The sequence below is a fragment of the Mycobacterium sp. genome (genome assembly GCF_035499775.1).
In the GTDB taxonomy this organism is placed as follows: Bacteria; Actinomycetota; Actinomycetes; order Mycobacteriales; family Mycobacteriaceae; genus Mycobacterium.
This window is the reverse complement of the sequence record NZ_DATJYB010000551.1, coordinates 18,027-39,155: the sequence shown is the minus strand read 5'-3', so window position 1 is coordinate 39,155 and position 21,129 is coordinate 18,027. Positions and strand designations below refer to the sequence as shown.

Genomic DNA, 21,129 nt, shown 5'->3' with positions numbered 1-21,129 from the left:
CGTGACCTCGCCGGTCATCCCGACGTCGGAGCGCACCTGACGACCGGTGGCCATCGACACCAGCGCGGTCACCATCGTCACACCGGCCGACGGGCCGTCCTTGGGCACCGCGCCCGCGGGCACGTGCACGTGGATGCGCCGGTCCAGTGTCTTGGGGTCGACACCCAGCTCCGCGGCGTGCGAACGCACATAGGACAGCGCGATCTGCGCCGACTCCTTCATCACGTCGCCCAACTGACCGGTCAACTGCAACCCCGGCTCGCCGTCGGTGGCCCCGGCTTCGATGTAGAGCACATCGCCGCCCAGGCCGGTGACGGCCAGGCCGGTCGCCACGCCAGGCACCGCGGTGCGTTCCGCCGACTCGGGCGTAAACCGTGGCCGGCCAAGGTAACCGACCAGATCGGGCTCGTCGACCGTGATCGACTCACTGTTCTCGGCCAGCTTGGTCGTCACCTTGCGCAGCGCCTTGGCCAGCAGCCGCTCGAACTGCCGCACACCGGGCTCACGGGTGTAGTCGGCGGCGATCTTGCGCAGCGCCGCGTCGGTAACGGTGACCTCGTCGTCGTTCAGCGCCGCGCGCTCGCGCTGCCGGGGCAGCAGGTAGTCGCGGGCGATGGCGACCTTATCGTCTTCGGTGTAGCCGTCGATCTGCACCAGCTCCATGCGGTCCAGCAACGCCGACGGGATGTTCTCGATCACGTTGGCAGTGGCCAGGAACACGACATCGGACAGGTCCAGATCCAGATCCAGGTAGTGGTCGCGGAACGTGTGGTTCTGCGCCGGGTCCAGCACCTCCAGCAGCGCCGCGCTCGGGTCGCCCCGGTAGTCGGAGCCCACCTTGTCGATTTCGTCCAGCAGCACAACGGGATTCATCGATCCCGCCTCGCCGATCGCGCGCACGATGCGGCCCGGCAGCGCGCCGACGTAGGTGCGCCGGTGGCCCCGGATCTCGGCCTCGTCGCGCACGCCGCCCAGCGCCACCCGCACGAACTTGCGGCCCAGCGCCCGCGCCACGCTCTCACCCAGCGACGTCTTGCCGACGCCTGGGGGCCCGGCCAGCACCATCACCGCGCCGGAGCCGCGGCCGCCGACGATCTGCAGCCCACGCTGCGCGCGACGGGTACGCACGGCCAGGTATTCGACGATGCGGTCCTTGACGTCGTCCAGCCCGTGGTGGTCGGCGTCCAGGATCTCCCGCGCCGCCGTGAGGTCGGTCGAGTCCTCGGTCCGGACGTTCCAGGGCAGGCCGAGCACGGTGTCCAGCCAGGTGCGGATCCAGCCGCTTTCCGGGCTCTGGTCGCTGGCGCGTTCCAGCTTGCCGACCTCGCGCAGCGCGGCCTCGCGCACCTTCTCGGGCAGGTCGGCGGCCTCCACGCGGGCCCGGTAGTCGTCGGACCCGTCAGGTTCGCCTTCGCCCAGCTCCTTGCGGATGGCGGCCAGTTGCTGACGCAGCAGGAACTCCTTCTGCGTCTTCTCCATGCCTTCGCGCACGTCCTCGGCGATCTTCTCGTTGACCTCGACCTCAGCCAGATGCGAACCGGTCCAGTCGATCAGGATGCGCAACCGCTCGGCGACATCCGCGGTCTCCAGCAGTAACCGCTTCTCCACGTTGGTCAGGTAGGACGCGTAGCCCGACGTGTCGGCCAGCGCCGACGGATCGGTCAGACTGTTGACGTAGTCGACGATCTGCCAGGCCTCGCGCCGTTGCAGCATCGCCAGCAGCAGTTTCTTGTACTCGGCGGCCAGCGCCTTGATCTCGTCGGTCGCCTCCTGGTCGGGGATCTCGGTCACCTCGACCCATAGGGCGGCGCCTGGTCCGCTGGCGCCCGCACCGATATGCGCCCGGCGCTCACCGCGCACCACGGCGGCGGTGCCACCGCCGGCGATGCGTCCGACCTGCAAGATCTTCGCGATCACACCGTGCGACGGGTAGCGGTCTTCCAGCCGGGGGGCGATCAGCAGCTGCCCCGATTCACTCGCCTGCGCGGCGTCGATCGCCGCGCGGGCGGCGTCGTCCAGGGCGATGGGCACCACCATGCCCGGCAAAACGATCGTGTCGGTGACGAACAACACCGGCACTGACTTGGATAGAGCCATTAGTCCTCCAAAGGTTAAGTCTGTTGCGCTCAACCCTGGGCGACTGTGGTTTGTTCCCGACGCCGTTTCGCCGAGAGCGTCACACCGACGTGACGCTGGACACTCTGCGCCACAGTGCCGTGACGCTCGACGTCAGGGCCGCGCGGCGGCGGCGCGCTGGCGGGCCCGGAAGGCCTGGACCTTGGCTCGGTTGCCGCAGGTGCTCATGCCGCACCAATGCCGGTTCTGGGCCCGCGACGCGTCGATGTAGAGGCGCGTGCAACCCGCGTGAGAGCACCGCTTGACCTTGTCGATGTCGGGTCCGGCGAGTAGGTCGAGCAGATCGGCGGCCAACCGTGCGAGCAGTTGTGCTGCCGTGCCCTCGCGGCCGACCGATCCATCCGGGTGCAATCGCGGCGTCAGCTGCGGCGCAGACGCATGCTCGTTGACCAGGTCGACGTCGGCCACGTCGGGCCGACTGCCCCCGAGCCGGGCGGAGACGATCCGGTACATGGCCTCGCGCAGCGCGATCGCCGCCGCCACGTCGTCGTCGGTGAGCTCAATCGCCGTGTCCACCAGGCCGCCCTGAACTGCCCAGTCCGACAGCCGCTGCGGGCTGGTGAGCAGCTCTTCGGTCTCTGAACTGCTGCGGTGCCTAAGCGTGCCGGCGAAGTCCAGGCAGCGCCTGCCACCTCCGTACTTGAACTCCATGTAACCACCTTGACAGGTTTCATGGTTTCGTGCAATATTTGTAACCATCTTAGCCGGTTACACAGTGAGAACGGATCGGAGCGAACCAAATGAGCATCTCGACCGTCCAACCGAGTAACCACCACTCGTATGTAGTGACAAAGCCTGGAAGGGGCACTCAAATGATCGCGAAATTCGTTGTCGGCGCAGCCATCGTCTTCAGCTCGTTAGTTGGTGCCGCACCGGCCGGCGCCGAGCCGAACCCGTCCGGCACCGAGCCGAACCCGTTCTCCAGCCTGACCTGCGACTGCCAGCAGATGGCGCCCGCGCCCAACCCGGCAGAGATCGAGCGCGGAATTCTTTCCGCTGTTGCTCGCTGACCCTGGCCGAAGCTACTGGGGCGCCAACCGTCGTAGTTGCGTGACGTGCTTGGGAGAAAGCTCCTCGAGGCAGTTGACGCCCAGTAGCGCCATGGTCCGGCTGACGCCGCTCTGCAGGATTTCGATCGCGCGTCGGACGCCGGCCTCGCCGCCGGCCATCAGTCCGTACAGGTAAGCGCGCCCGACCAGCGTGCACCTGGCGCCCAGCGCGATCGCGGCGACGATATCGGCACCCGACATGATGCCGGTGTCCATCAGGATCTCGGTGTCCTTGCCCAGTTCGCGCGCGACCGACGGCAACAGGTGGAACGGCACCGGTGCCCGGTCAAGTTGACGGCCACCGTGATTGGACAACACCAGGCCGTCGACGCAGCGATCGACGACGGCGCGGGCGTCGTCGAGTGTCTGGATCCCCTTCACCACGAGCTTGCCTGGCCACTGCGCCTTGATCCAGGCCAGGTCGTCGAAGGTGACGCTGGGGTCGAACATGGTGTTGAGGTACTCGCCGACGGTGCCTGACCAGCGGTCCAACGACGCGAACGACAACGGCTCGGTGGTGAGCAGGTCGTACCACCAGTGCGGGTGCGGCAGCGCGTCGAGCACGGTTCGAAGCGTCAACGCGGGCGGGATCGACATCCCGTTGCGGACATCGCGCAACCGCGCGCCGGCGACCGGAACGTCGACGGTCACCAGCAGGGTGTCGAACCCCGCATCGGCGGCTCGCTTGACCAACGCCATCGAGCGGTCACGGTCCTTCCACATGTAGAGCTGAAACCATTTGCGGCCCTGCGGAACCGCGGTCACCACGTCTTCGATCGCACAGGTGGCCAGGGTGGACATCGAGAACGGAATCCCGGCCGCCGCAGCGGCCCGCGCGCCGGCGATCTCGCCTTCGGTGTGCATCAATCGGGTAAACCCGGTCGGTGCGATGCCGAACGGCCAGGCGACCGGTTGGCCCAGGACGTACCACCCGGTGCACACGTTCGTGACGTCGCGCAGGATCGTCGGGTGAAACTCGATGTCACGGAAGGCTTGCCGGGCGCGGTCGATGGACAGTTCGTCCTCGGCCGCGCCGTCGGTGTAGTCGAACGCCGCCTTGGGAGTGCGCCGTTTGGCGATGCGCCGCAAGTCGTAGATGGTCAGCGCGGCGTCGAGACGACGCTTGGTGCGGTTGAACTCCGGTCGTTTGAATTGGATCAACGGCGCCAGATCGTGGACCCGGGGCACCTGTCGCTTGACCGCCATCACTTCCCGCCTACTTCCCGTCCCTACCAGCGCTGACCTGCGTCGTCTAAACAGTGTGCAACCGTGGATGTATGGAACCGCCAAGCGACCCCTTCGACCTGACGCGTTTTGTCGATGCGCAGGCTCCCATGTACGGCACCGTTGTCGACGAGTTGCGTGCCGGGCGAAAGCTGAGTCACTGGATGTGGTTCGTGTTCCCGCAACTGCGCGGGCTGGGCAGCAGTCCGATGGCGGCCCGTTACGGCATCGCCTCGCTCGACGAGGCCCGGGCGTATCTCGACCATGACCTGCTCGGGCCGCGACTGCATGAGTGCGCCCGGCTGGTCAACCAGGTGCAGGGCCGCTCGATCGGGGAAATCTTCGGCTCGCCCGACGATCTGAAGCTGTGCTCGTCGATGACGCTGTTCGCCTGCGCCACCGAGCAGAACGAGGACTTCCTCGCCCTGCTCACCAGGTACTACCGGGGTGAGCACGATCCGGTGACGCTGGCGCAACTCAAGCGCTAGACAGGCGCCAGAATCCGCCAGCCGTGCGGCTCGACGACCACCGCGTCGACGATCTCCTGCGGCGGCGCCGCAGACCCGGCCAGCACGTGCGCCCGCTCGCCCAGGTCCAGCTGCATCGGGTCGTCGTCGATGTTCAGCGCGACCAGCAGCGCGTCCTCGCCACGGCTGGTCCGATAGACGTAGTGATGGTTGTCCAACCGCACGGCGGTGGTCGACGCCGAATGCAGCCATGGGTGCCGACGACGCAACCCGACCAGATACTGGTGCAACGCCCACACCTGGGCGCCCGATTCATCCAGTTGCATTGGGGGAGAGCCGAATTGCGGGCGCACCGCGTCGTCTCCGCCGTACCGCTCTTCTTTGACACCGCGGAACCCGAGCTCATCGCCGGCGTACACACTGGGCACTCCGCCGACCGTCAACAGGATCACCAGCGCATGGGCCAGATGCTCGGGGCGCTCCAGGCGGCTGGCGATCCTGGTGACATCGTGGTTGCCGATAAAGGTCAGCGGGGCGAATCTGGCCAGAAACTCGTTGTGCCGCTGCAGGCCCCAGTCCAGTTCGAAGAAGTTGCCGTCGTTGAGGCTGCTCCAGATCGCCTTCCACAGCTCGTACTGGGTGGCCGAGTCGAACCCGGCAGCGTCGACCACCGCGGCGTAATCGCCGTGGATGAGCTCGCCGACGAACCACGCGTCGGGATGCAGCTGCCGCACCTTCGGCAGTACGGATGCCCAAAATGACTGCGGCACAGCGTAAGCCGCATCAAGACGCCAGCCGTCGGCGCCGCGTCCCAACCAGTGCGACATGACGTCGACGGTGTAGTCGACAACCTCGGCGTTGTCGTGGTTGAGGGTGACGAGCTCGGAGTGGCCTTCGAAAGTGTGGAATCGGCCCGGGCGTCCGCGAAACCAGCGAGCCGATGCGTCGCTGTGCGGCGCCTCGCGATAGCGCGGGAAGTCCACACCGACGTGGTTGAACACGCCGTCGAGGAGGACCCGCAGGCCGCGACCACGCGCCTCGGCGACCAGATAGTCGAAATCGGCCTCACCACCCAGGCGCGGATCGATGCGGTAGTGGTCGGTGGTGTCGTAACCATGGGTGCGGGAAGCGAAAACCGGGCCCAGCGCAATCCCCGACGCCCCCAATTCGATGGCGTGATCCAACCAACCGGCCAGCCGCCGCAACCGGTGTTCTCCGGCGTCTGGCGGCTGATCTGCGGGAAAGGCGCCGACGAAGCCCAGCGGATAGACCTGCCACCAGATCGCATGCTCGACCCAGGATGCGCTCAACCGTCAGCCCTCTCGTAAGTTCGCCCTATGGAGAAGGTAATCGCCGTGCTGCGGCGGGCCGAGGCGGACGACGACTGGTGCGCCCGGCAACGGGGTCCGGTCGCCGAGGAATTGATCGGCCTGGGCCTTCCCGGGCTGGCCGTCAATGTCCGCGACGACGCGGTGCGCCATTCGCTGATGACGCTGACCACGCTGGACCCGCCGGTGGCCGCGGTGGTGAGCCTGTGGACTCAGCAGTGCTATGGCGAACAGGCGAAGGCGGCCCTGGACCTGCTGGCCGCCGAGTGCGAACAGCTGGCCGCCTACCTGGTCACCGAGTCGGTCCCGATGCCTGGACCGGTAGCGGAATTAGGCTCGCGTACAACGGGTTTGGCCAACATCGCGCTGCTGCGCCGGCCCGCCGGCCTGGACCTGGACACCTGGCTGGCGCGCTGGCAGCACGACCACACACCGGTGGCCATCGAGACACAGTCGACCTTCGGTTACACCCAGAACTGGGTGGTACGGGCCCTCACACCGGACGCCCCGGGAATCGCGGGCATCGTCGAGGAGTTGTTCCCCGCGGAGGCGATCACCGACCTGAAGGCTTTCTTCGGCGCGGCCGACGATGCGGACCTGCAGCACCGGGTGGGCCGGATGGTCGCCAGCACAACTGCATTCGGCGCCAACGAGAACATCGACACGGTGCCGACCAGCAGATACATATTCAAAACGCCGTTCGAAGGGAGCCACACATGACGACGCTCGACGAGGCGGTTGCGCTGGCGGCAGGGGAGAGCGGCCTGGCGGTGGTTTCCACCGTTCGCGCGGACGGGACCGTACAGGCTTCGCTGGTCAACGTGGGCCTGTTGCCGCACCCGGCCAGTGGCGAGCCGGCCCTGGCGTTCACCACGTACGGCAAGGTCAAGCTGGCGAATCTGCGGGCGCGGCCGCAGCTGGCCGTCACATTCAAGCAAGGCTGGATGTGGGCGACCGTCGAGGGCCGCGCCGAGCTGGCCGGCCCGGATGACGCGCAGCCGTGGCTGGCTGACGCCGACCAGTTGCGGCTGCTGCTGCGCGAGGTGTTCATCGCGGCGGGCGGCACCCATGACGACTGGGACGAGTACGACCGGGTCATGGCCAAGGAGCGCCGCGGCGTGGTGTTGATCGCTCCGACCCGCGTGTACAGCAACGGCTGAGAGCGCCGAGCGGCTGTCAGTAGACGTAATTCTCGCCGCTGGCCCGTACCGTGACGTCGCTGATGTTGATTCCCCAGGGTTGGTCGATGACGTGGACCACCGCGTTGGCCAGGTCGTCGGGGGTGATCAGCCAGTACCCCATCGAGTTCACGTCCAGCTGCTCGGGTCGAAGGTCGCCGTTTTGTAAGTTGGCGACATTCTCCATGAACTGAGCGGCGTGCTGCCCGACGATGCCGATGACCGCCGCTTCGTTGACGACGCCGGCGGCAAGATTGGTCCCGAGGACGCCGGTTGGCTTGATCGTGGTGACCTTGATCCGGCCATGCGTCTCGAGCCGTAACGAATCCGAGAGCACATCGACCGCCGCCTTGGTCGCGCTGTACACGCCGGAGCCCTCGGTGCCGGCGTTGCCGTAGATGGACGAAATGTTGATGACCTGGCCTCGGCCCTGCGCGATCATCGTGTCGTAGACGGCCGAGATGCCGTTGACGACGCCCTTGATGTTGATGTCGATCGCCCTGTGCCATTTGTCCCAGGCGCGTTCGTGGTCGGCGAAGAATGCCAGCGGCATCACTCCCGCGTTGTTGACGATCACGTCGATTGCGCCGTAGGCGTCGACGGCGTGTTGGGCCGCCGCTTTGACCTGGTCCATGTCGGTGACATCGGCGACGTGGGCGGTGCCTTCGAAGCCGGCGGCCCGGATGCCGTCAAAAACCTCGTTCAGGCTTTCAGTGTTGACGTCGACGCCGACCACCTTCGCGCCCCCGGCGGCGCACTTCTCGGAAATCAGCTTTCCGAAGCCGCTGCCCGCGCCGGTCACGATGACGACCTTGTCCTTCAGATATTGCGACATACCTTTTCCTATCTCACGCGACGGCGAGCAGACGCAAAAGCACCTCATTTCGGCACGAAACGGGTGCTTTTGCGTCTTCTCGCCGGTGATAGGTTGGCAACTCGTGATGCTGCAGATCGACGACCAGAACCGGGTACGCACCCTGACGCTGAACCGGCCCGAGGCGCTGAACGCCTTCAACGAAGCCCTCTACGACGCCACCGCGCAGGCGCTGCTGGATGCCGCCGACGACCCGGATGTCGCCGTGGTGCTGCTGACCGGCACCGGCCGCGGCTTTTCCGCCGGCACCGATCTCACCGAGATGCAGGCACGCATCACCGACCCGGACTTCACCCCGGGCAAGTACGGCTTCCCCGGCCTGATCGACGCGCTCAGCAACTTCCCCAAGCCGCTGATCTGCGCGGTCAACGGCGTCGGGGTGGGAATCGGCGCCACCATCCTCGGCTACGCCGATCTGGCGTTCATGTCGTCGACGGCGCGCCTGAAGTGCCCGTTCACCAGCCTGGGCGTGGCTCCCGAAGCGGCCTCGTCGTATCTGCTGCCGCAACTGGTGGGCCGGCAGAACGCCGCATGGTTGCTGATGTCCTCCGAATGGGTCGACGCCGCCGAGGCGTTACGGATCGGTCTGGTGTGGCGGGTCTGCGAGCCGGACGAGTTGCTGCCCGAGGCCCGTCGGCACGCCGAAATCCTTGCCGCCCGGCCGATTCCCAGCCTGATGGCGGTCAAGCACACGATGCTCGAACCGGTCCGCCCGGAGATCCTGGCGGCGACCGCGCGGGAAAACGCTCACTTCGCCGAGTTGATGGGCGCTCAGGCAAATGCCGCCGCGCTGGCGGATTTCAACAAAGACCGCGCCAGCTGATCTAGCCGGCCGGGACCGCTTGCTCGAGCTGCGTCGCGGCGGCGATGATCGCCCGCAGCGTACGACGGCACCGCCCACAGTCCGCCCCGGCCCCGCATGCCGCGGCGACCTCTCTGGACGTCGACGCGCCACGCGCCACACACTCGGACACGGTGTGGTTGGTGGCCCCGACACACAGGCAGACGTACATCAAAACCCCTGAGCGAAGGTGCCGAACGGAACAGGCCGCATATTAGTGGAGTCTAACCTAACTAGGTTAGTGGAGTCTAACCTAAGTAACGACCCCGCGATCGAATCTTGTCCTGCGCGTGACGCGCCGACGGTGGATGAAAGAACACGCCGACCCACCCTTGCTGGACTAGATTTGAATCCGGCACGCCGGCGGCTTCAGTCCGGCGCGATGGTGCTCCAGCCCAGCCCATCAGCCGCGGTTCGATATTGACAGCCCGCACAGCCTAGGAGTGGTCATGCAAGGTGATCCGGATGTATTGCGTCTGCTCAACGAACAGTTGACCAGCGAGCTCACCGCCATCAACCAATATTTCCTGCACTCCAAGATGCAAGACAACTGGGGTTTCACCGAGTTGGCCGAGCACACCCGCGCCGAGTCCTTCGACGAGATGCGGCACGCCGAGGAGATCACCGATCGCATTTTGTTGCTGGACGGCTTGCCGAACTACCAGCGCCTCTTCTCCCTGCGCATCGGCCAGACGCTGCGCGAACAGTTCGAGGCCGACCTGGCGATCGAGTACGACGTGCTGAACCGGCTCAAGCCGGGGATCATCATGTGCCGGGAGAAGCAGGACTCCACCAGCGCGGTCTTGCTGGAGAAGATCGTCGCCGACGAGGAAATACACGTCGACTACCTGGAGACACAGCTGGAGTTGATGGAAAAGCTGGGCGAGGAACTGTACTCGGCCCAATGCGTCTCCCGTCCGCCGAGCTAGCCGGCACCGCGTAAGGGCGTTCCGCTCACCCCCGGCGACGAGTTACTGGGTACTCCCCAGCATCGGACGCCGACGGGAAGGCAGGTATGACGAGCCCGAATGCACCAGGGGCGGTGGTGACCGAACAGGCGGATTACGCACCCAGCAGCGCGCTGATCAGTCCGCAACGGCGCAACTTCATCTTCCTGGCGATTGTGCTCGGCATGCTGCTCGCGGCGCTGGACCAGACCATCGTGGCGACCGCGCTGCCGACCATCGTCGCCAACCTGGGCGACGCCGGGCATCAATCCTGGGTGGTCACCAGCTATCTGCTGGCGTCCACGATCGTCACCGCCCTGGTAGGCAAGCTGGGCGACACGTTCGGCCGCAAACGGGTGTTTCAGGCTGCCGTGGTGTTCTTCGTCATCGGGTCGGTGCTGTGCGGGCTGTCGACGTCGATGGCGATGCTGGTCGGCGCCCGGGCACTGCAGGGCATCGGTGGCGGCGGGATCACCGTCACCGCCAGCGCGCTGATCGGTGAGGTCGTCCCGCTCCGGGAACGAGGCCGCTACCAGGGCATATTAGGCGCGGTTTTCGGCGTCACCACGGTCATCGGCCCGTTGTTGGGCGGCTACTTCACCGACTATCTGACCTGGCGGTGGGCGTTTTGGGTGAACGTGCCGGTCTCGGTGGTGGTCTTCCTCGTCGCCGCGGCCGCCATCCCGGACCTGGTGTCGTCGACCAAGCCGGTCATCGACTACGCCGGGATCGTCTTCGTCGGACTGGGCGCCACCGGCCTGACCCTGGCCACCAGCTGGGGCGGCACCCGCTACCCGTGGGGCTCGACGACGATCATCGGCTTGTTCGCCGGCGCGGCGGTGGCGCTGGCCGCGTTCGTCTGGGCGGAGAACCGCGTCCCCGAACCGATCCTGCCGATCCGGCTGTTCGCCAGTCCGGTGTTCACCGTCTGCTGCGTGCTGTCCTTCGTGGTCGGGTTCGCGATGCTGGGCGCGATGACCTTCCTGCCGACCTACATGCAGTACGTGGACGGCGTTTCGGCGACCACGTCGGGTCTGCGCACGCTGCCGATGGTGATCGGCATGCTGATCACCTCGACCGGAAGCGGCACCCTGGTCGGCCGGACCGGCCGCTACAAGATCTTCCCGGTCGCCGGCACCGCGCTGATGTGCGTCGCATTCTTGCTGATGTCGACCATGGACGTATCGACGTCGGCGCTGATGCAGTCGCTCTACCTGGTCATCCTCGGCGCCGGTATCGGGCTGTCCATGCAGGTGCTGGTCCTCATCGTGCAGAACACGTCGAATTTCGAGGACCTCGGGGTGGCCACCTCGGGCGTGACGTTCTTCCGCACGATCGGCAGCTCGTTCGGTGCCGCGATCTTCGGCTCACTGTTCGTCAACTTCCTCAACCACCGGATCGGCGCCGCGCTGGCGGCCGGCGGCGTACCGCCCGCCGCGGTCAGTTCTCCGGCGGCCCTGCACCGACAGCCGCACAACGTCGCCGCACCGATCGTCGCGGCCTACTCGGAGTCGCTCACCCAGGTGTTCCTCTGCGCGGCACCGGTCGCCGCGGTCGGATTCGTCCTGGCGCTATTCCTGCGCGAGGTGCCGTTGCGGGAGATCCACAACAGCGCGGTCGATCTCGGCGATGCGTTCGGGATGCCGAACCCCGAGACGCCGGAACGGATGCTGGAGAACGCGATCGCCCGCATGTTGCGCGGCGAGCCCGGGGTGCGGCTGCGCAGCATCGCGATGCGGCCCGATTGCCGGCTCGACGTCGCCGGGCTGTGGGGCGTCATGCGCATCTACCGGTACGGGCAGATGTACGGGACGGCACGGCTCACCGACATCGCCGAGAACCAACGGCTGCCTTTCGAAGTCTTGGAACCCACGTTCGGCCGGCTGGTCGCCACCGGCTTTGTGCAACGCGACGGCGACCAGATGTGGCTGACCGCGACCGGCGGCCAACAGGTCGACTACGTGTACTCGCTGCTGCTGGCCTGGATCGTCGACAAACTGTCCCGGTCGCCCAGCTTCGAAGGGCGTCCGGACCGCGGGGAGGTGGAAGCCGCCCTGCAGCGCATCGCGCATCGCGTTCTGGCCCAACGTGATTGGCACGACGACGAACCGACCACGGCCCGGCTGCGGCCCAGGCGTACCATCACGCCATGAGCCGAATCGGAACCTTCGCCGACGACGACGTCTACAGCTGGGCCACCAAATCGCCCGACCTCGGTGGCGCGATCGCCAACTTCAGCCAGGCGGTCTACACCAAGAACCGGCTGCCGATGCGCACCCGTGAGCTGGCCCGCGCGGTCATCGCCCACGACAACGAATGCGTTGTCTGCGTCAACACCCGCGACGCCGACGGGCCCGCCGCCGGTGTCGACGAGGAACTCTACGAGCACGCGCCGGAGTGGCGCACCTGGCCGGGCTACAGCGAACAGGAGCGCCTGGCCGCCGAATTCGCCCACCGCTTCGCCACCGAGCACACCAAGCTGCGCGACGACGACGACTTCTGGAGCCGCTGCAACGAGCACTTCTCCGAGGAGCTGCTCGCCGACCTGGCCATGTCCTGCGCGCTGTGGGTCGGCATGGGTCGGATGCTGCGGACCCTCGATATCGGCCAGGCCTGCAAGCTGACCCTGCCCAGCCGCGCCTGAACGCATCCGGGCGGCAACCGTGAACGCCACGCCGCTTGCCGCCGCGGCGATCGCCCAACTGGAGGCCGAGGGCGTCGACACCGTCATCGGCACGGTCGTCAACCCCGCCGGGCTCACCCTGGCCAAGACGGTGCCGATCCGCCGTACCAACACGTTCGCCGACCCGGGCCTGGGCGCCAGTCCGTCGTGGCACGCCTTCCTCATCGACCAGACCGGCATCGCCGATGTCGCCGGCGTAGTCGGCGACGAGCGGCTGCGCATCGACCTGTCAGCGTTGCGCATCATCGGTGACGGGTTGGCGTGGGCGCCCGCCTCGTTCTTCGAGCAGGATGGCACACCCGTACCCGCGTGCAGTCGCGGGACGCTGGGCCGGATCGAAACCGCCCTCACCGCAGCCGGCATTGACGCGCTGGTCGGCCACGAAATCGAGTTCCTGCTGGTAGAGCCCGACGGTGCACGGCTGCCCTCGACACTGTGGACACAGTACGGGCTGGTCGGAGTGCTCGACCACGAAGCGTTCGTTCGCGATGTCAACGTCGGGGCCGCGACAGCCGGCGTCGGGATCGAGCAGTTTCATCCCGAGTACGCGGCCAACCAGTTTGAAATCTCATTGTCGCCGCTGCCACCGGTAGCCGCCGCCGACCAGCTCGCGTTGACCCGGGTCATCATCGGCCGGGCCGCCCGCCGGCACGGGCTGCGCGTCAGCCTGTCGCCGGCGCCGTTCGCCGGGAGCGTGGGATCGGGTGCACACCAGCACTTCTCATTGACCAGATCAGCAGGGGACCCGAAAGGTCCCCTGTTTTACGACGGAACTGGCGTGGCGGGCATGACCGCAGCGGGGGAGAGCGCGGTAGCGGGGGTAATACGCGGACTGCCCGAAGCCCAGGGAGTGCTGTGCGGATCGGTCGTGTCCGGGCTGCGGATGCAGCCTACCAACTGGGCCGGGGTCTATGCGTGCTGGGGCACGGAGAACCGGGAGGCGGCGGTGCGAGTCGTCAAGGGCGGCCCCGGCAGTCCGTATGGCGGCCATGTCGAAGTGAGAATCGTTGACCCCTCGGCGAATCCGTACCTTGCGTCCGCGGCGATCCTCGGTCTGGCCCTGGACGGCATCGCGCACGACCTGGCATTACCACCGGAGACGACGATAGATCCGGACAAGCTGTCCGAGGCGGACCGCGACCGCGCCGGGGTCGTGCGCCTCGCTGAAGCCCAGGTTGAAGCGATTGCCGCACTGAATAATTCGCGGCTTCTCCGGAATATCCTCGGCGATGCGGCGGTCGACATGGTCGTCGCGGTACGGCATCAGGAGCAGGTGCGCTACGGCGAGCTCGAACCCGGGCAACTGGCCGACAAGTTCCGGATGGCCTGGACCCTGTGACCGATCTGGCGCGCCACATCGACGAGGTGGCGTTGATCGATCAGCACGTGCACGGGTGCTGGATGACGGCGGGGGACCGGTCTCGATTCGAGAACGCCCTCAACGAGGCCAATACCGATCCCATTGCCGACTCGGGTTTCGAATCGCAACTCGGCTTCGCCGTGCGCAACCACTGCAGTCCGCTGCTGGGACTGCCCAGACACGCTGACCCCCAAGCATATTGGGAACACCGCAGGCGACTCGGCGAGGCCGAGGTGGCCCGTCTTTTTCTGCCGGCCGCCGGCGTGACCGACTGGCTGGTGGACACCGGTATCGACGGCGATACCGCCGGCCTGGCGGATATGGCCGAATTGTCCGGCGGCCGTTGCCATGAGGTCGTCCGCCTCGAGCAGGTCGCCGAGCAGGCCGCGCAGGCGCGCGGCGACTACGCGTCGGCGTTCGAGGAGATCCTGCGCGGGCGCGCAGCCACAGCGGTCGGCACGAAGTCCATCCTGGCCTATCGGGGAGGATTCGACGGCGATCTGACCGAGCCGTCCGCGGCGCAGGTCGCCGAGGCCGCGGGCCGGTGGCGGGATCGCGGTGGGGTGCGGTTGTCTGATCGGGTGCTGCTGCGATTCGGCTTGCACCAGGCGTTGCGGCTGGGCAAGCCGCTGCAGTTCCACGTCGGCTTCGGTGACCGGGACTGCGATCTGCACAAGGCCAATCCGCTGTATCTGCTCGACTTTCTGCGCCAGTCCGGTGACACCCCGATCGTGTTGCTGCACTGCTATCCCTACGAACGCGAAGCCGGCTACCTGGCGCAGGCGTTCAACAAGGTCTACCTCGACGGCGGCTTGAGCGTGAATTATCTGGGCGCCCGGGCTCCCGCGTTCATCGCCAGGCTGTTGGAGATGGCGCCGTTCCGCAAGATCGTCTACTCGTCGGACGGGTTCGGTCCCGCGGAACTGCACTACCTGGGTGCGGCCTTGTGGCGCAACGGTATTCACCGTGCGCTGGGTGGCTTTGTCGAAGCCGGCGACTGGAGCGAAGCCGATGCGATCAGGGTGGTCGATCTGATTGCGCACCACAACGCCGCCCGCGTCTACCGCGTTTGACGCTCATGTACACGGGGGTATAAAGACGGGTATGGCCACCGTCGGCGATGTCTTGGAGTGGACTCGTAAGCAAGTCGTGTCTCGGGTTCCCAAAGCCGACCTCGACCAGCGCGACCCCGACTACATCCGCGACCAGCTGCCGGCGACTTGGCTGCTGGCGTCGTTGTACTTCCGGGCAGACGTCGCGGGATTGGACCGAATTCCCGCCGAGGGCCCCGTACTGCTGGTCGGCAACCACAGTGGCGGCAACGTGCCACCCGACACGTTCGTGTTCACGCTCGCGTTCTGCTCCTACTTCGGCGTGGAGCGGCCGTTCTACCAGTTGGCGCACAATCTCGTCGTCTCGGCTCCGCCGCTGGGCTGGCTGCGCAAGTTCGGCACCGTGGCCGCCAATCACGAAAACGCGCAATTGGCACTGGCTTCCGGAGCAGCGCTGCTGGTCTACCCCGGCGGGGACTACGAAGTCTTCCGGCCCTCGTGGGAACGTCACAAGGTCGACTTCGGCGGGCGCATGGGCTACGTGCGGTTGGCCCGGGACGCCGGCGTTCAGATCGTCCCGGTCGCCAGCGTCGGCGGCCAGGAGAGCGCGTTGTTCCTCAACCGCGGGCAGTGGCTGGCCAAAGTGCTGATGGCGGATAAGTTGTTGCGGCTCAAGAGCATCCCGATATCGCTGGCGCTTCCGTGGGGCCTGAACATCAGCGACCTGGCCGGGCACATCCCGCTGCCCAGCAAGATCGCGATCGAGGTGCAGGAACCGATCGACGTGGACCGTGACGACCAGGCCGTGCACGACAAGGTGATGGCCAGCCTGCAGGACGGCGTCGATCGGCTGGCCGCCAAACGTCGATTCCCGGTGATCGGCTGATGCGCGTCGAACGCCGCTGCGTCATCAACGCGGACCGCGACGCGGTCTGGAAGATAGTCGGCGACCCGGACCAGTACCCGTCGTTCATGACGAACCTGGAGCGATGGGAGACCGCCAACGACCAACCTTCCGGTGTCGGTGCGCGCTACACCGTGCACTGGAAGATCGGCTCGGTGCCCGTCGGCGGCCTGATCGAGGTGGTCGAATTCGACGAGAACCGCGACGTGGCCTGGGTGGGCATCACCGGTGTCACTCTGCGCGGCCGGATCCGGTTGCGCGACGGCGGTGAGGGCCAGACGAAAGTGACGTTCCGGCTGTCGTATCAGGCGCCCGGCGGAATATTCGGCTACATCGCCGACCGGATCGCGGTGCGTCAGGTGGGCCGCACCGTGGCCGACACCCTGAAATCCCTCAAGAGGCTGGCAGAGTCCTAGGGCGTCTGCTCGGCCTGCTCCTCGCCGGCGCGAGGGGCCGCAAATGTACGCGTATTTCCCCCAATTGCCGTACATATGCGCGCGCTCACACTGCTCGGCCCCACACCCACCCGCGCGAAAGACCCCAAAAGTACGCCCACAACCCCCAATCGCCGTACATATGCGCGCGCTCACGCTGCTCGGCCCTACAGCGGGATGAACCGGCGCAGTTTTCCGCTGGCCTGGTGACGCTCCAGCCTGTCGACCGCCCGGATCACGATGGTCGGCTCGGGCAGTCCGTACCTGCGCAGCGCGGCGATCAGCGCGGCGGTCAAGCTATCGAGATCAGGTGCACCCACAACCAAAATGTCAGCGCCCGTTGCGGTTTGGGCGACCTGGTATTCGGTCACGCGGGGGTCGGTGCCCAGCACGTGGCGAAATGCGATCGGCGGCACCGTGCTCGTCCCGTAGCGGAAATCGTCGTCGCGGCGCCCGCCGACATCGGCGATGCGTGCGAAGGCACTGCCGCATGCGCAGCTGCCCTCCAACGAAACCACTTGATCGCCAAGGTCGTAACGGATGAACGGGAAGGTCCGATTGGCCAGGCCGGTAGCGAGCGTCCGTGCCGCCGGCTCGTCGGGACCGACGGGGGTCCCGCTGTCGTCGACGCGTTCGAGGATGACCTCGTCCTCGCAGACGTGCAGTCCCTGGCCATGCCCGCAACCCACCGCCTGCACACCGATTTCGGTCGAGCCCCAAACGTTGTGGATCGTGGCCTCCCAGGCGTCGACGATCGCGTCGCGGTCCTCGTCGAGCAGCGGCTCGGAGTTGGTGCTCACCCGCACCGGTGTGATGCGCAGGTCCCCGGCCAACGCGGCGCGGGCCAGACGCCCGATCACCGACGGATAGCCCACCAGGTGGGTGGGTTGCGCGGCGGCGACCGCGGCCAGCACTTCGTCGAACGGTGCACCCGCGGCGATGACGACCGTCTGCATGTCGTCGGTGGTCGGCATGTCGAACAGCGGCGTGCTGGCATGCGGCGGGACACCGGCCTCCAGCACGGCCAGTCGTGCGGGGCCGGAATGAGCGGGCCGGCGCCGCTCTGCGCGTGCCTGCGTTCGCCAGGCCAGGCAGGCCGCCGAGACGAAGAACTGCCAATCCCACACGTACACACCGCGCACCCCGCTCGAGCCGCCCGAGCTGAAGATCTGCTCGTCACCTGCGGTGTAGGAAAACCATTGCTGGTCAACGAGAATGCGTTCCGCGCGGGCCCGGTCGAGGTCCGGCGCGGTGACGACGGCATCCCACTGCTGCTGGGCGTCCTGCTTCGTCATCATCGGAAGCGATGCCAGATCTGCGACGTTGGCGGTGGCCGGGTCGAGCCCCAGAAGACGTTGGGCGTGAAATGGTGACCGTTCGCGTGCGTAGGCCAGCAGAGCCCGCAGCCGGTGGTTCCGGTAGTCCTCGATCTGTTGGCAGGACCAATCCAGGCGCACGACATGATCCTCGAGACCGGCCCGCACCGCGCCGAGATGCGCCGCACGCATCCGCTCGTAGGCTGCCTTCACAAGTGTGAGTTTGGCACGGCGAACGGTTGTAGTTTCGCTGCATGGACTTGTGTCACCAGCCGGCTCACGAACTGGTTCGCATGATGACGACCGGCGCGGCGTCCTGCCAGGAGGTCATGCGGGCACACCTGGAGCGGATCCGGGCCGTCAATCGCACGCTGAACGCGCTGGTCGAAGCCACTGATCCGGAGCAGTGCCTGCGACTGGCCGCCCACGCCGACGAGTGCGCCGCCCGCGGCGCTCCGCTGGGCAGGGCACATGGCCTGCCGGTGGCGGTCAAGGACGTCATGCGGGTGGCCGGGCTGGCGTGCTCCGGCGGCAGTCGCGCGCTGCGCGCGGTGGCGGATACAGACGCCACAGCGGTGTCCAGGCTGCGGGCCGAAGGCGCCATCGTGGTGGGCCTGACCAACGTCCCCGAGATGGGCCGCGGCGGCGAATCCAACAACACCCTCTACGGGCGCACCAACAATCCCTACGACCTGTCCAGGACACCCGGCGGCAGCAGCGGTGGCTCGGCCGCGCTGGTCGCCGCCGGTGGCGCCGCACTCAGCGTGGGTTCCGACGGCGGCGGCAGCATCCGGCAACCCTGCCACAACACCGGCATCGCGGGACTCAAGCCCACGCACGGCCGCATCCCGCGCACCGGAAGCGTATTCGGCGACGCCCCAGGCATTTTCGGTCCGTTCAATTGCTATGGCCCGCTGGCTCGTTCGGTGCCGGACCTGTTCCTGGGCCTGTCGATCATGAGCGGACCCGATCTGCGCGACCCCTACACGGCTCCGGTCCCGCTGGGCAGCCCCGACGCGGTCGACCTGGGCGCGCTGCGCGTCGCGGCCTACCTCGACGACGGCACCAGCCCGCCGGTCGACGAAGTCGCCGCGGTGATGACCGCGGCCGTCGACGCTGTGGGGGAGGTGGCCGCCAGCGTGCGCCACGCCACCCCGGCCTGCCTGGGTCGCACCATGGAACTGCTGTGGAGGTCGGTCTTCCTGGGCGGCGACCGCGGCCGGGGATTCGAATCCGACCTGGCGACGATCGGCGTCACCCAGCCCTCCGAGGAGTTATCCGAATTCCTCAGGCAGGCAGAGCAAGTCGAATTCTCACTGACCGAGGCCCGAAGCCGCCTGGTCGACATCGACAGCTACCGCATCGAAATGCTCACGTTCATCGACGATTACGACGTCATCATCGGCCCGGCGATGCCCACCCCGGCCAAGCCGCATCATCACGGCCTGGTGGAGATCAGCGACTTCTCGCATCTGATGGTGCACAACCTGACCGGGTGGCCGGCCGCGGTGGTGCGCTGCGGGACATCCATAGACGGGTTGCCCATCGGTGTCCAAATCGCCGCCCGGCCTTGGCAAGACGCCACGGCATTGGCTGTCGCCGGGCACCTGGAGAAGGTGTTCGGCGGCTGGCAGCCCGCGCCGATTTGGGTTTAGTGGTTTTAGAGAACGCTCGTCGCGCACAAAATCCAGCCGTGGTTACCAGGTGATTCAAAGACCGTAAAGCGTGAAGCTCTCGACATGTCTGGGACGAACGACACTGAAGTCTTCGCGATCGATCGTCGCGACCTCGTTGATATGTAGTCGCTCCGCCGTGGTCACCACTGATGCGTCAACGGTCCCAAGAGGCAGGTTTTTGTATTTCTTCACCAGCTGGGCAATTCGCAGCCAGTCTTCCGGGGCCACCGGCTCGACCTGGAACGCGTCGCCAGCCAGGTCGGTGAGGAATTTCAATTCAGCTTCGACGCCTGGAGGTCGCCCGCCGGGACGACACTTTCGCAGGAAGTGAGCCACCTCGGGAATGACGAGGGTTGGCACGATCAGAGGACCGGGGTGCGTCTCAACTAGCGCAAGCGATGACGCCTGGTACTTGTCGCGCTTGTCGACGTACGCATACAAGGGACCCGCATCGACGATGATTTTGGCTATTGCTCGACCTCGGCGGCAAGAATTTCCTCCATGCGCTCCGAGATGTCGCTACGCCCGCTGTCGAACGCGCCAGCAGCGCGCAGGTGACGCTTGTTCTTGGTGGCTGGCGAGTGCTCGACCATAGGCACGGGATCGAGTACCGCGTCGCGTGCATGGCGGTGTTCCCGACCATGGCGCCCACCCGCGGCTGTGTCAGCCAACTCAGCAGCGGCCGCATTCGCCCTGACCGACCCGATTCCCCTCTGGGCCGCCGCCCTCGACTTGTACCCCTCGCTGCTCGCGATGATTTCTCCGTTGGCGGCCTTGAGCCGAAAACGGAAGTCGCCGAGGGCATCTCGGTAGATCTCGAACTTGCCTGCCAGCTCAATCCTGCTACGGGTGAAGGCATTGATCGATTCCCACCGTTACCGCGGGGCTCGGGGCAGCGCTAGCCACTCGATGCGCCACGGGATCGATGACTGCCTGTCAGACCAACGTTGTCGCGTCGAAAATCCAACTGGTGTCGCCGGTGGCCAGGTTGTCGAAGTAGTTGGGCGGCGCGATGCCGTACAGGGTGTTGAAGTCCGAATAGTCCTTCCAGACGGTGATCTTGCCGTCCACGACCTTATGAACGGTGACAAACCTGAGCACGCCCTGCTCGCCCGTCTCAAACGTCCACGTCTCGGAGTGCTCGTACATCACGTCGGAGCCGTTCGACACCAGCACCCCGTCGTGGTTCTGGTAGCCGGCCAACGGTTCCAGCCCCAACCTGAGCCGCTTCACGATGTCGTCGGGGCCCCGCGCGGCGACGGCCGGCATCGGCATGTCGACGTACAGACAATCCGGGGACAGGAACGTCTTGACCGCATCCCAATCCCGCCGCGAAAGCGCCTGCCACAACCCAAGTACCGCCGCGGTCTCGACCGTATTCGTAGAAACCTCTGTCATAGTTGCCAATAACACCCGGCCGGAGCGCGGGTGTCAACGCCCGGAATCGGGCCCATACTCGCGACAGGGACTCCGTTCCAGCGCTACTTCGCCGAAGAGATCGCGACCGATCACGCCGACGGACTGCTCACCCGGCGCGAGGCGATGCGAAGGCTTGGCCTGCTCGGGTTGACGACGGGTGCCGCAGCCGCGCTGATTGCGTCCTGCGGCGATGCGCCTGACGAAGCCGACTCGGGCGACAAAGTTCGAGTAACATGCTGCC

Annotated in this window: 23 protein-coding genes and 1 pseudogene; 13 read left to right on the top strand and 11 right to left on the bottom strand. The window is 66.6% G+C overall.

All coding sequences use genetic code 11. The features are described from left to right. Nucleotides 1-2,097: endopeptidase La (gene lon, locus VML93_RS33675; RefSeq protein WP_325617441.1), on the bottom strand; the 2,097-nt coding region annotated here is incomplete at its 3' end. A 132-nt stretch (nucleotides 2,098-2,229) separates the two neighbouring features. Beyond that, entirely contained in the window at nucleotides 2,230-2,787 is a 558-nt protein-coding gene (locus VML93_RS33670) for a CGNR zinc finger domain-containing protein (RefSeq protein ID WP_325617439.1), read from the bottom strand. Nucleotides 2,788-2,948: 161 nt separating this feature from the next. Here VML93_RS33670 and VML93_RS33665 point away from each other — a divergent pair, with 161 nt between their 5' ends. After that, a complete protein-coding gene (locus VML93_RS33665; protein ID WP_325617437.1) occupies nucleotides 2,949-3,146 on the top strand; it encodes a hypothetical protein in 198 nt (65 codons plus the stop codon). A gap of 12 nt (nucleotides 3,147-3,158) precedes the next feature. Here the strand turns inward: VML93_RS33665 and VML93_RS33660 are convergent, their stop codons facing one another. Then, a complete protein-coding gene (locus tag VML93_RS33660; RefSeq protein ID WP_325617435.1) occupies nucleotides 3,159-4,391 on the bottom strand; it encodes an alpha-hydroxy acid oxidase in 1,233 nt (410 codons plus the stop codon). Between the two features lie 71 nt (nucleotides 4,392-4,462). Here VML93_RS33660 and VML93_RS33655 point away from each other — a divergent pair, with 71 nt between their 5' ends. Further along, nucleotides 4,463-4,897 carry a DUF1810 domain-containing protein gene (locus VML93_RS33655; protein ID WP_325617433.1) on the top strand — a complete coding sequence of 145 codons (435 nt, stop codon included), beginning with the start codon at nucleotides 4,463-4,465 and terminating at the stop codon, nucleotides 4,895-4,897. Here the strand turns inward: VML93_RS33655 and VML93_RS33650 are convergent. Then, nucleotides 4,894-6,186, bottom strand: a complete 1,293-nt coding sequence (locus tag VML93_RS33650) for an alpha-amylase family protein (protein ID WP_325617431.1) — start codon at nucleotides 6,184-6,186, stop codon at nucleotides 4,894-4,896. The genes VML93_RS33655 and VML93_RS33650 overlap by 4 nt on opposite strands. Before the next feature lie 27 nt (nucleotides 6,187-6,213). Here VML93_RS33650 and VML93_RS33645 point away from each other — a divergent pair, with 27 nt between their 5' ends. Together VML93_RS33645 and VML93_RS33640 are read left to right on the top strand one after the other, a co-directional pair. After that, complete coding sequence (locus VML93_RS33645) at nucleotides 6,214-6,924, top strand: hypothetical protein (RefSeq protein WP_325617429.1); 711 nt, start codon at nucleotides 6,214-6,216, stop codon at nucleotides 6,922-6,924. Further along, on the top strand, nucleotides 6,921-7,364 hold the full coding sequence (locus tag VML93_RS33640) for a PPOX class F420-dependent oxidoreductase (RefSeq protein WP_325617427.1): 444 nt from the start codon (nucleotides 6,921-6,923) through the stop codon (nucleotides 7,362-7,364). Before VML93_RS33645 ends, VML93_RS33640 begins: the two co-directional genes overlap by 4 nt. A gap of 16 nt (nucleotides 7,365-7,380) precedes the next feature. On the opposite strand, the gene VML93_RS33635 is transcribed toward VML93_RS33640, so the two are convergent. Next, the gene (locus tag VML93_RS33635) at nucleotides 7,381-8,217 is read right to left on the bottom strand and encodes an SDR family oxidoreductase (protein ID WP_325617425.1); all 837 of its coding nucleotides are present in this window, start codon (nucleotides 8,215-8,217) and stop codon (nucleotides 7,381-7,383) included. Nucleotides 8,218-8,320: 103 nt separating this feature from the next. Here VML93_RS33635 and VML93_RS33630 point away from each other — a divergent pair, with 103 nt between their 5' ends. Next, nucleotides 8,321-9,079 (top strand): enoyl-CoA hydratase/isomerase family protein, encoded by a 759-nt coding sequence (locus VML93_RS33630; protein WP_325617423.1) that lies wholly within the window; start codon nucleotides 8,321-8,323, stop codon nucleotides 9,077-9,079. A 1-nt stretch (nucleotide 9,080) separates the two neighbouring features. On the opposite strand, the gene VML93_RS33625 is transcribed toward VML93_RS33630, so the two are convergent. Then, nucleotides 9,081-9,269 (bottom strand): (2Fe-2S)-binding protein, encoded by a 189-nt coding sequence (locus VML93_RS33625; RefSeq protein WP_325617421.1) that lies wholly within the window; start codon nucleotides 9,267-9,269, stop codon nucleotides 9,081-9,083. Between the two features lie 277 nt (nucleotides 9,270-9,546). On the opposite strand from VML93_RS33625, the gene bfrA reads away from it, so the two are divergent. From bfrA to VML93_RS33590, 7 genes are all read left to right on the top strand, one after another. Beyond that, on the top strand, nucleotides 9,547-10,026 hold the full coding sequence (bfrA, locus tag VML93_RS33620; protein WP_325617419.1) for a bacterioferritin BfrA: 480 nt from the start codon (nucleotides 9,547-9,549) through the stop codon (nucleotides 10,024-10,026). A gap of 86 nt (nucleotides 10,027-10,112) precedes the next feature. Beyond that, nucleotides 10,113-12,197: an MDR family MFS transporter gene (locus tag VML93_RS33615; RefSeq protein WP_325617417.1), complete on the top strand. Its 2,085-nt coding sequence runs from the start codon at nucleotides 10,113-10,115 to the stop codon at nucleotides 12,195-12,197. Further along, on the top strand, nucleotides 12,194-12,688 hold the full coding sequence (locus VML93_RS33610) for a carboxymuconolactone decarboxylase family protein (RefSeq protein ID WP_325617415.1): 495 nt from the start codon (nucleotides 12,194-12,196) through the stop codon (nucleotides 12,686-12,688). Before VML93_RS33615 ends, VML93_RS33610 begins: the two co-directional genes overlap by 4 nt. Before the next feature lie 19 nt (nucleotides 12,689-12,707). After that, a complete protein-coding gene (locus tag VML93_RS33605) occupies nucleotides 12,708-14,066 on the top strand; it encodes a glutamine synthetase family protein (protein WP_325617412.1) in 1,359 nt (452 codons plus the stop codon). Between the two features lie 62 nt (nucleotides 14,067-14,128). Continuing rightward, nucleotides 14,129-15,160: an amidohydrolase family protein gene (locus VML93_RS33600; protein ID WP_414686515.1), complete on the top strand. Its 1,032-nt coding sequence runs from the start codon at nucleotides 14,129-14,131 to the stop codon at nucleotides 15,158-15,160. A gap of 31 nt (nucleotides 15,161-15,191) precedes the next feature. Next, nucleotides 15,192-16,025, top strand: coding sequence for a 1-acyl-sn-glycerol-3-phosphate acyltransferase (locus tag VML93_RS33595; protein WP_325617410.1), 834 nt, complete (start codon nucleotides 15,192-15,194; stop codon nucleotides 16,023-16,025). Beyond that, a complete protein-coding gene (locus VML93_RS33590; RefSeq protein WP_325617408.1) occupies nucleotides 16,025-16,459 on the top strand; it encodes an SRPBCC family protein in 435 nt (144 codons plus the stop codon). Before VML93_RS33595 ends, VML93_RS33590 begins: the two co-directional genes overlap by 1 nt. 185 nt (nucleotides 16,460-16,644) lie before the next feature. Here VML93_RS33590 and VML93_RS33585 read toward each other — a convergent pair whose 3' ends face one another. Further along, nucleotides 16,645-17,985 (bottom strand): phenylacetate--CoA ligase family protein, encoded by a 1,341-nt coding sequence (locus VML93_RS33585; RefSeq protein ID WP_325617451.1) that lies wholly within the window; start codon nucleotides 17,983-17,985, stop codon nucleotides 16,645-16,647. Nucleotides 17,986-18,047: 62 nt separating this feature from the next. On the opposite strand from VML93_RS33585, the gene VML93_RS33580 reads away from it, so the two are divergent. Next, nucleotides 18,048-19,448: an amidase gene (locus VML93_RS33580; RefSeq protein ID WP_325617406.1), complete on the top strand. Its 1,401-nt coding sequence runs from the start codon at nucleotides 18,048-18,050 to the stop codon at nucleotides 19,446-19,448. Between the two features lie 54 nt (nucleotides 19,449-19,502). Here VML93_RS33580 and VML93_RS33575 read toward each other — a convergent pair whose 3' ends face one another. The 4 genes and pseudogenes from VML93_RS33575 to VML93_RS33560 form a co-directional block, all read right to left on the bottom strand. After that, nucleotides 19,503-19,928 (bottom strand): type II toxin-antitoxin system VapC family toxin, encoded by a 426-nt coding sequence (locus VML93_RS33575; RefSeq protein ID WP_325617448.1) that lies wholly within the window; start codon nucleotides 19,926-19,928, stop codon nucleotides 19,503-19,505. An 8-nt stretch (nucleotides 19,929-19,936) separates the two neighbouring features. Further along, nucleotides 19,937-20,062 carry a hypothetical protein gene (locus tag VML93_RS33570; protein ID WP_325617403.1) on the bottom strand — a complete coding sequence of 42 codons (126 nt, stop codon included), beginning with the start codon at nucleotides 20,060-20,062 and terminating at the stop codon, nucleotides 19,937-19,939. Between the two features lie 69 nt (nucleotides 20,063-20,131). Continuing rightward, a pseudogene (locus VML93_RS33565) lies at nucleotides 20,132-20,302 on the bottom strand (YegP family protein); the annotation flags it as partial. Between the two features lie 103 nt (nucleotides 20,303-20,405). Continuing rightward, the gene (locus VML93_RS33560; protein ID WP_325617401.1) at nucleotides 20,406-20,867 is read right to left on the bottom strand and encodes a nuclear transport factor 2 family protein; all 462 of its coding nucleotides are present in this window, start codon (nucleotides 20,865-20,867) and stop codon (nucleotides 20,406-20,408) included. Nucleotides 20,868-21,129: the final 262 nt, after the last annotated feature.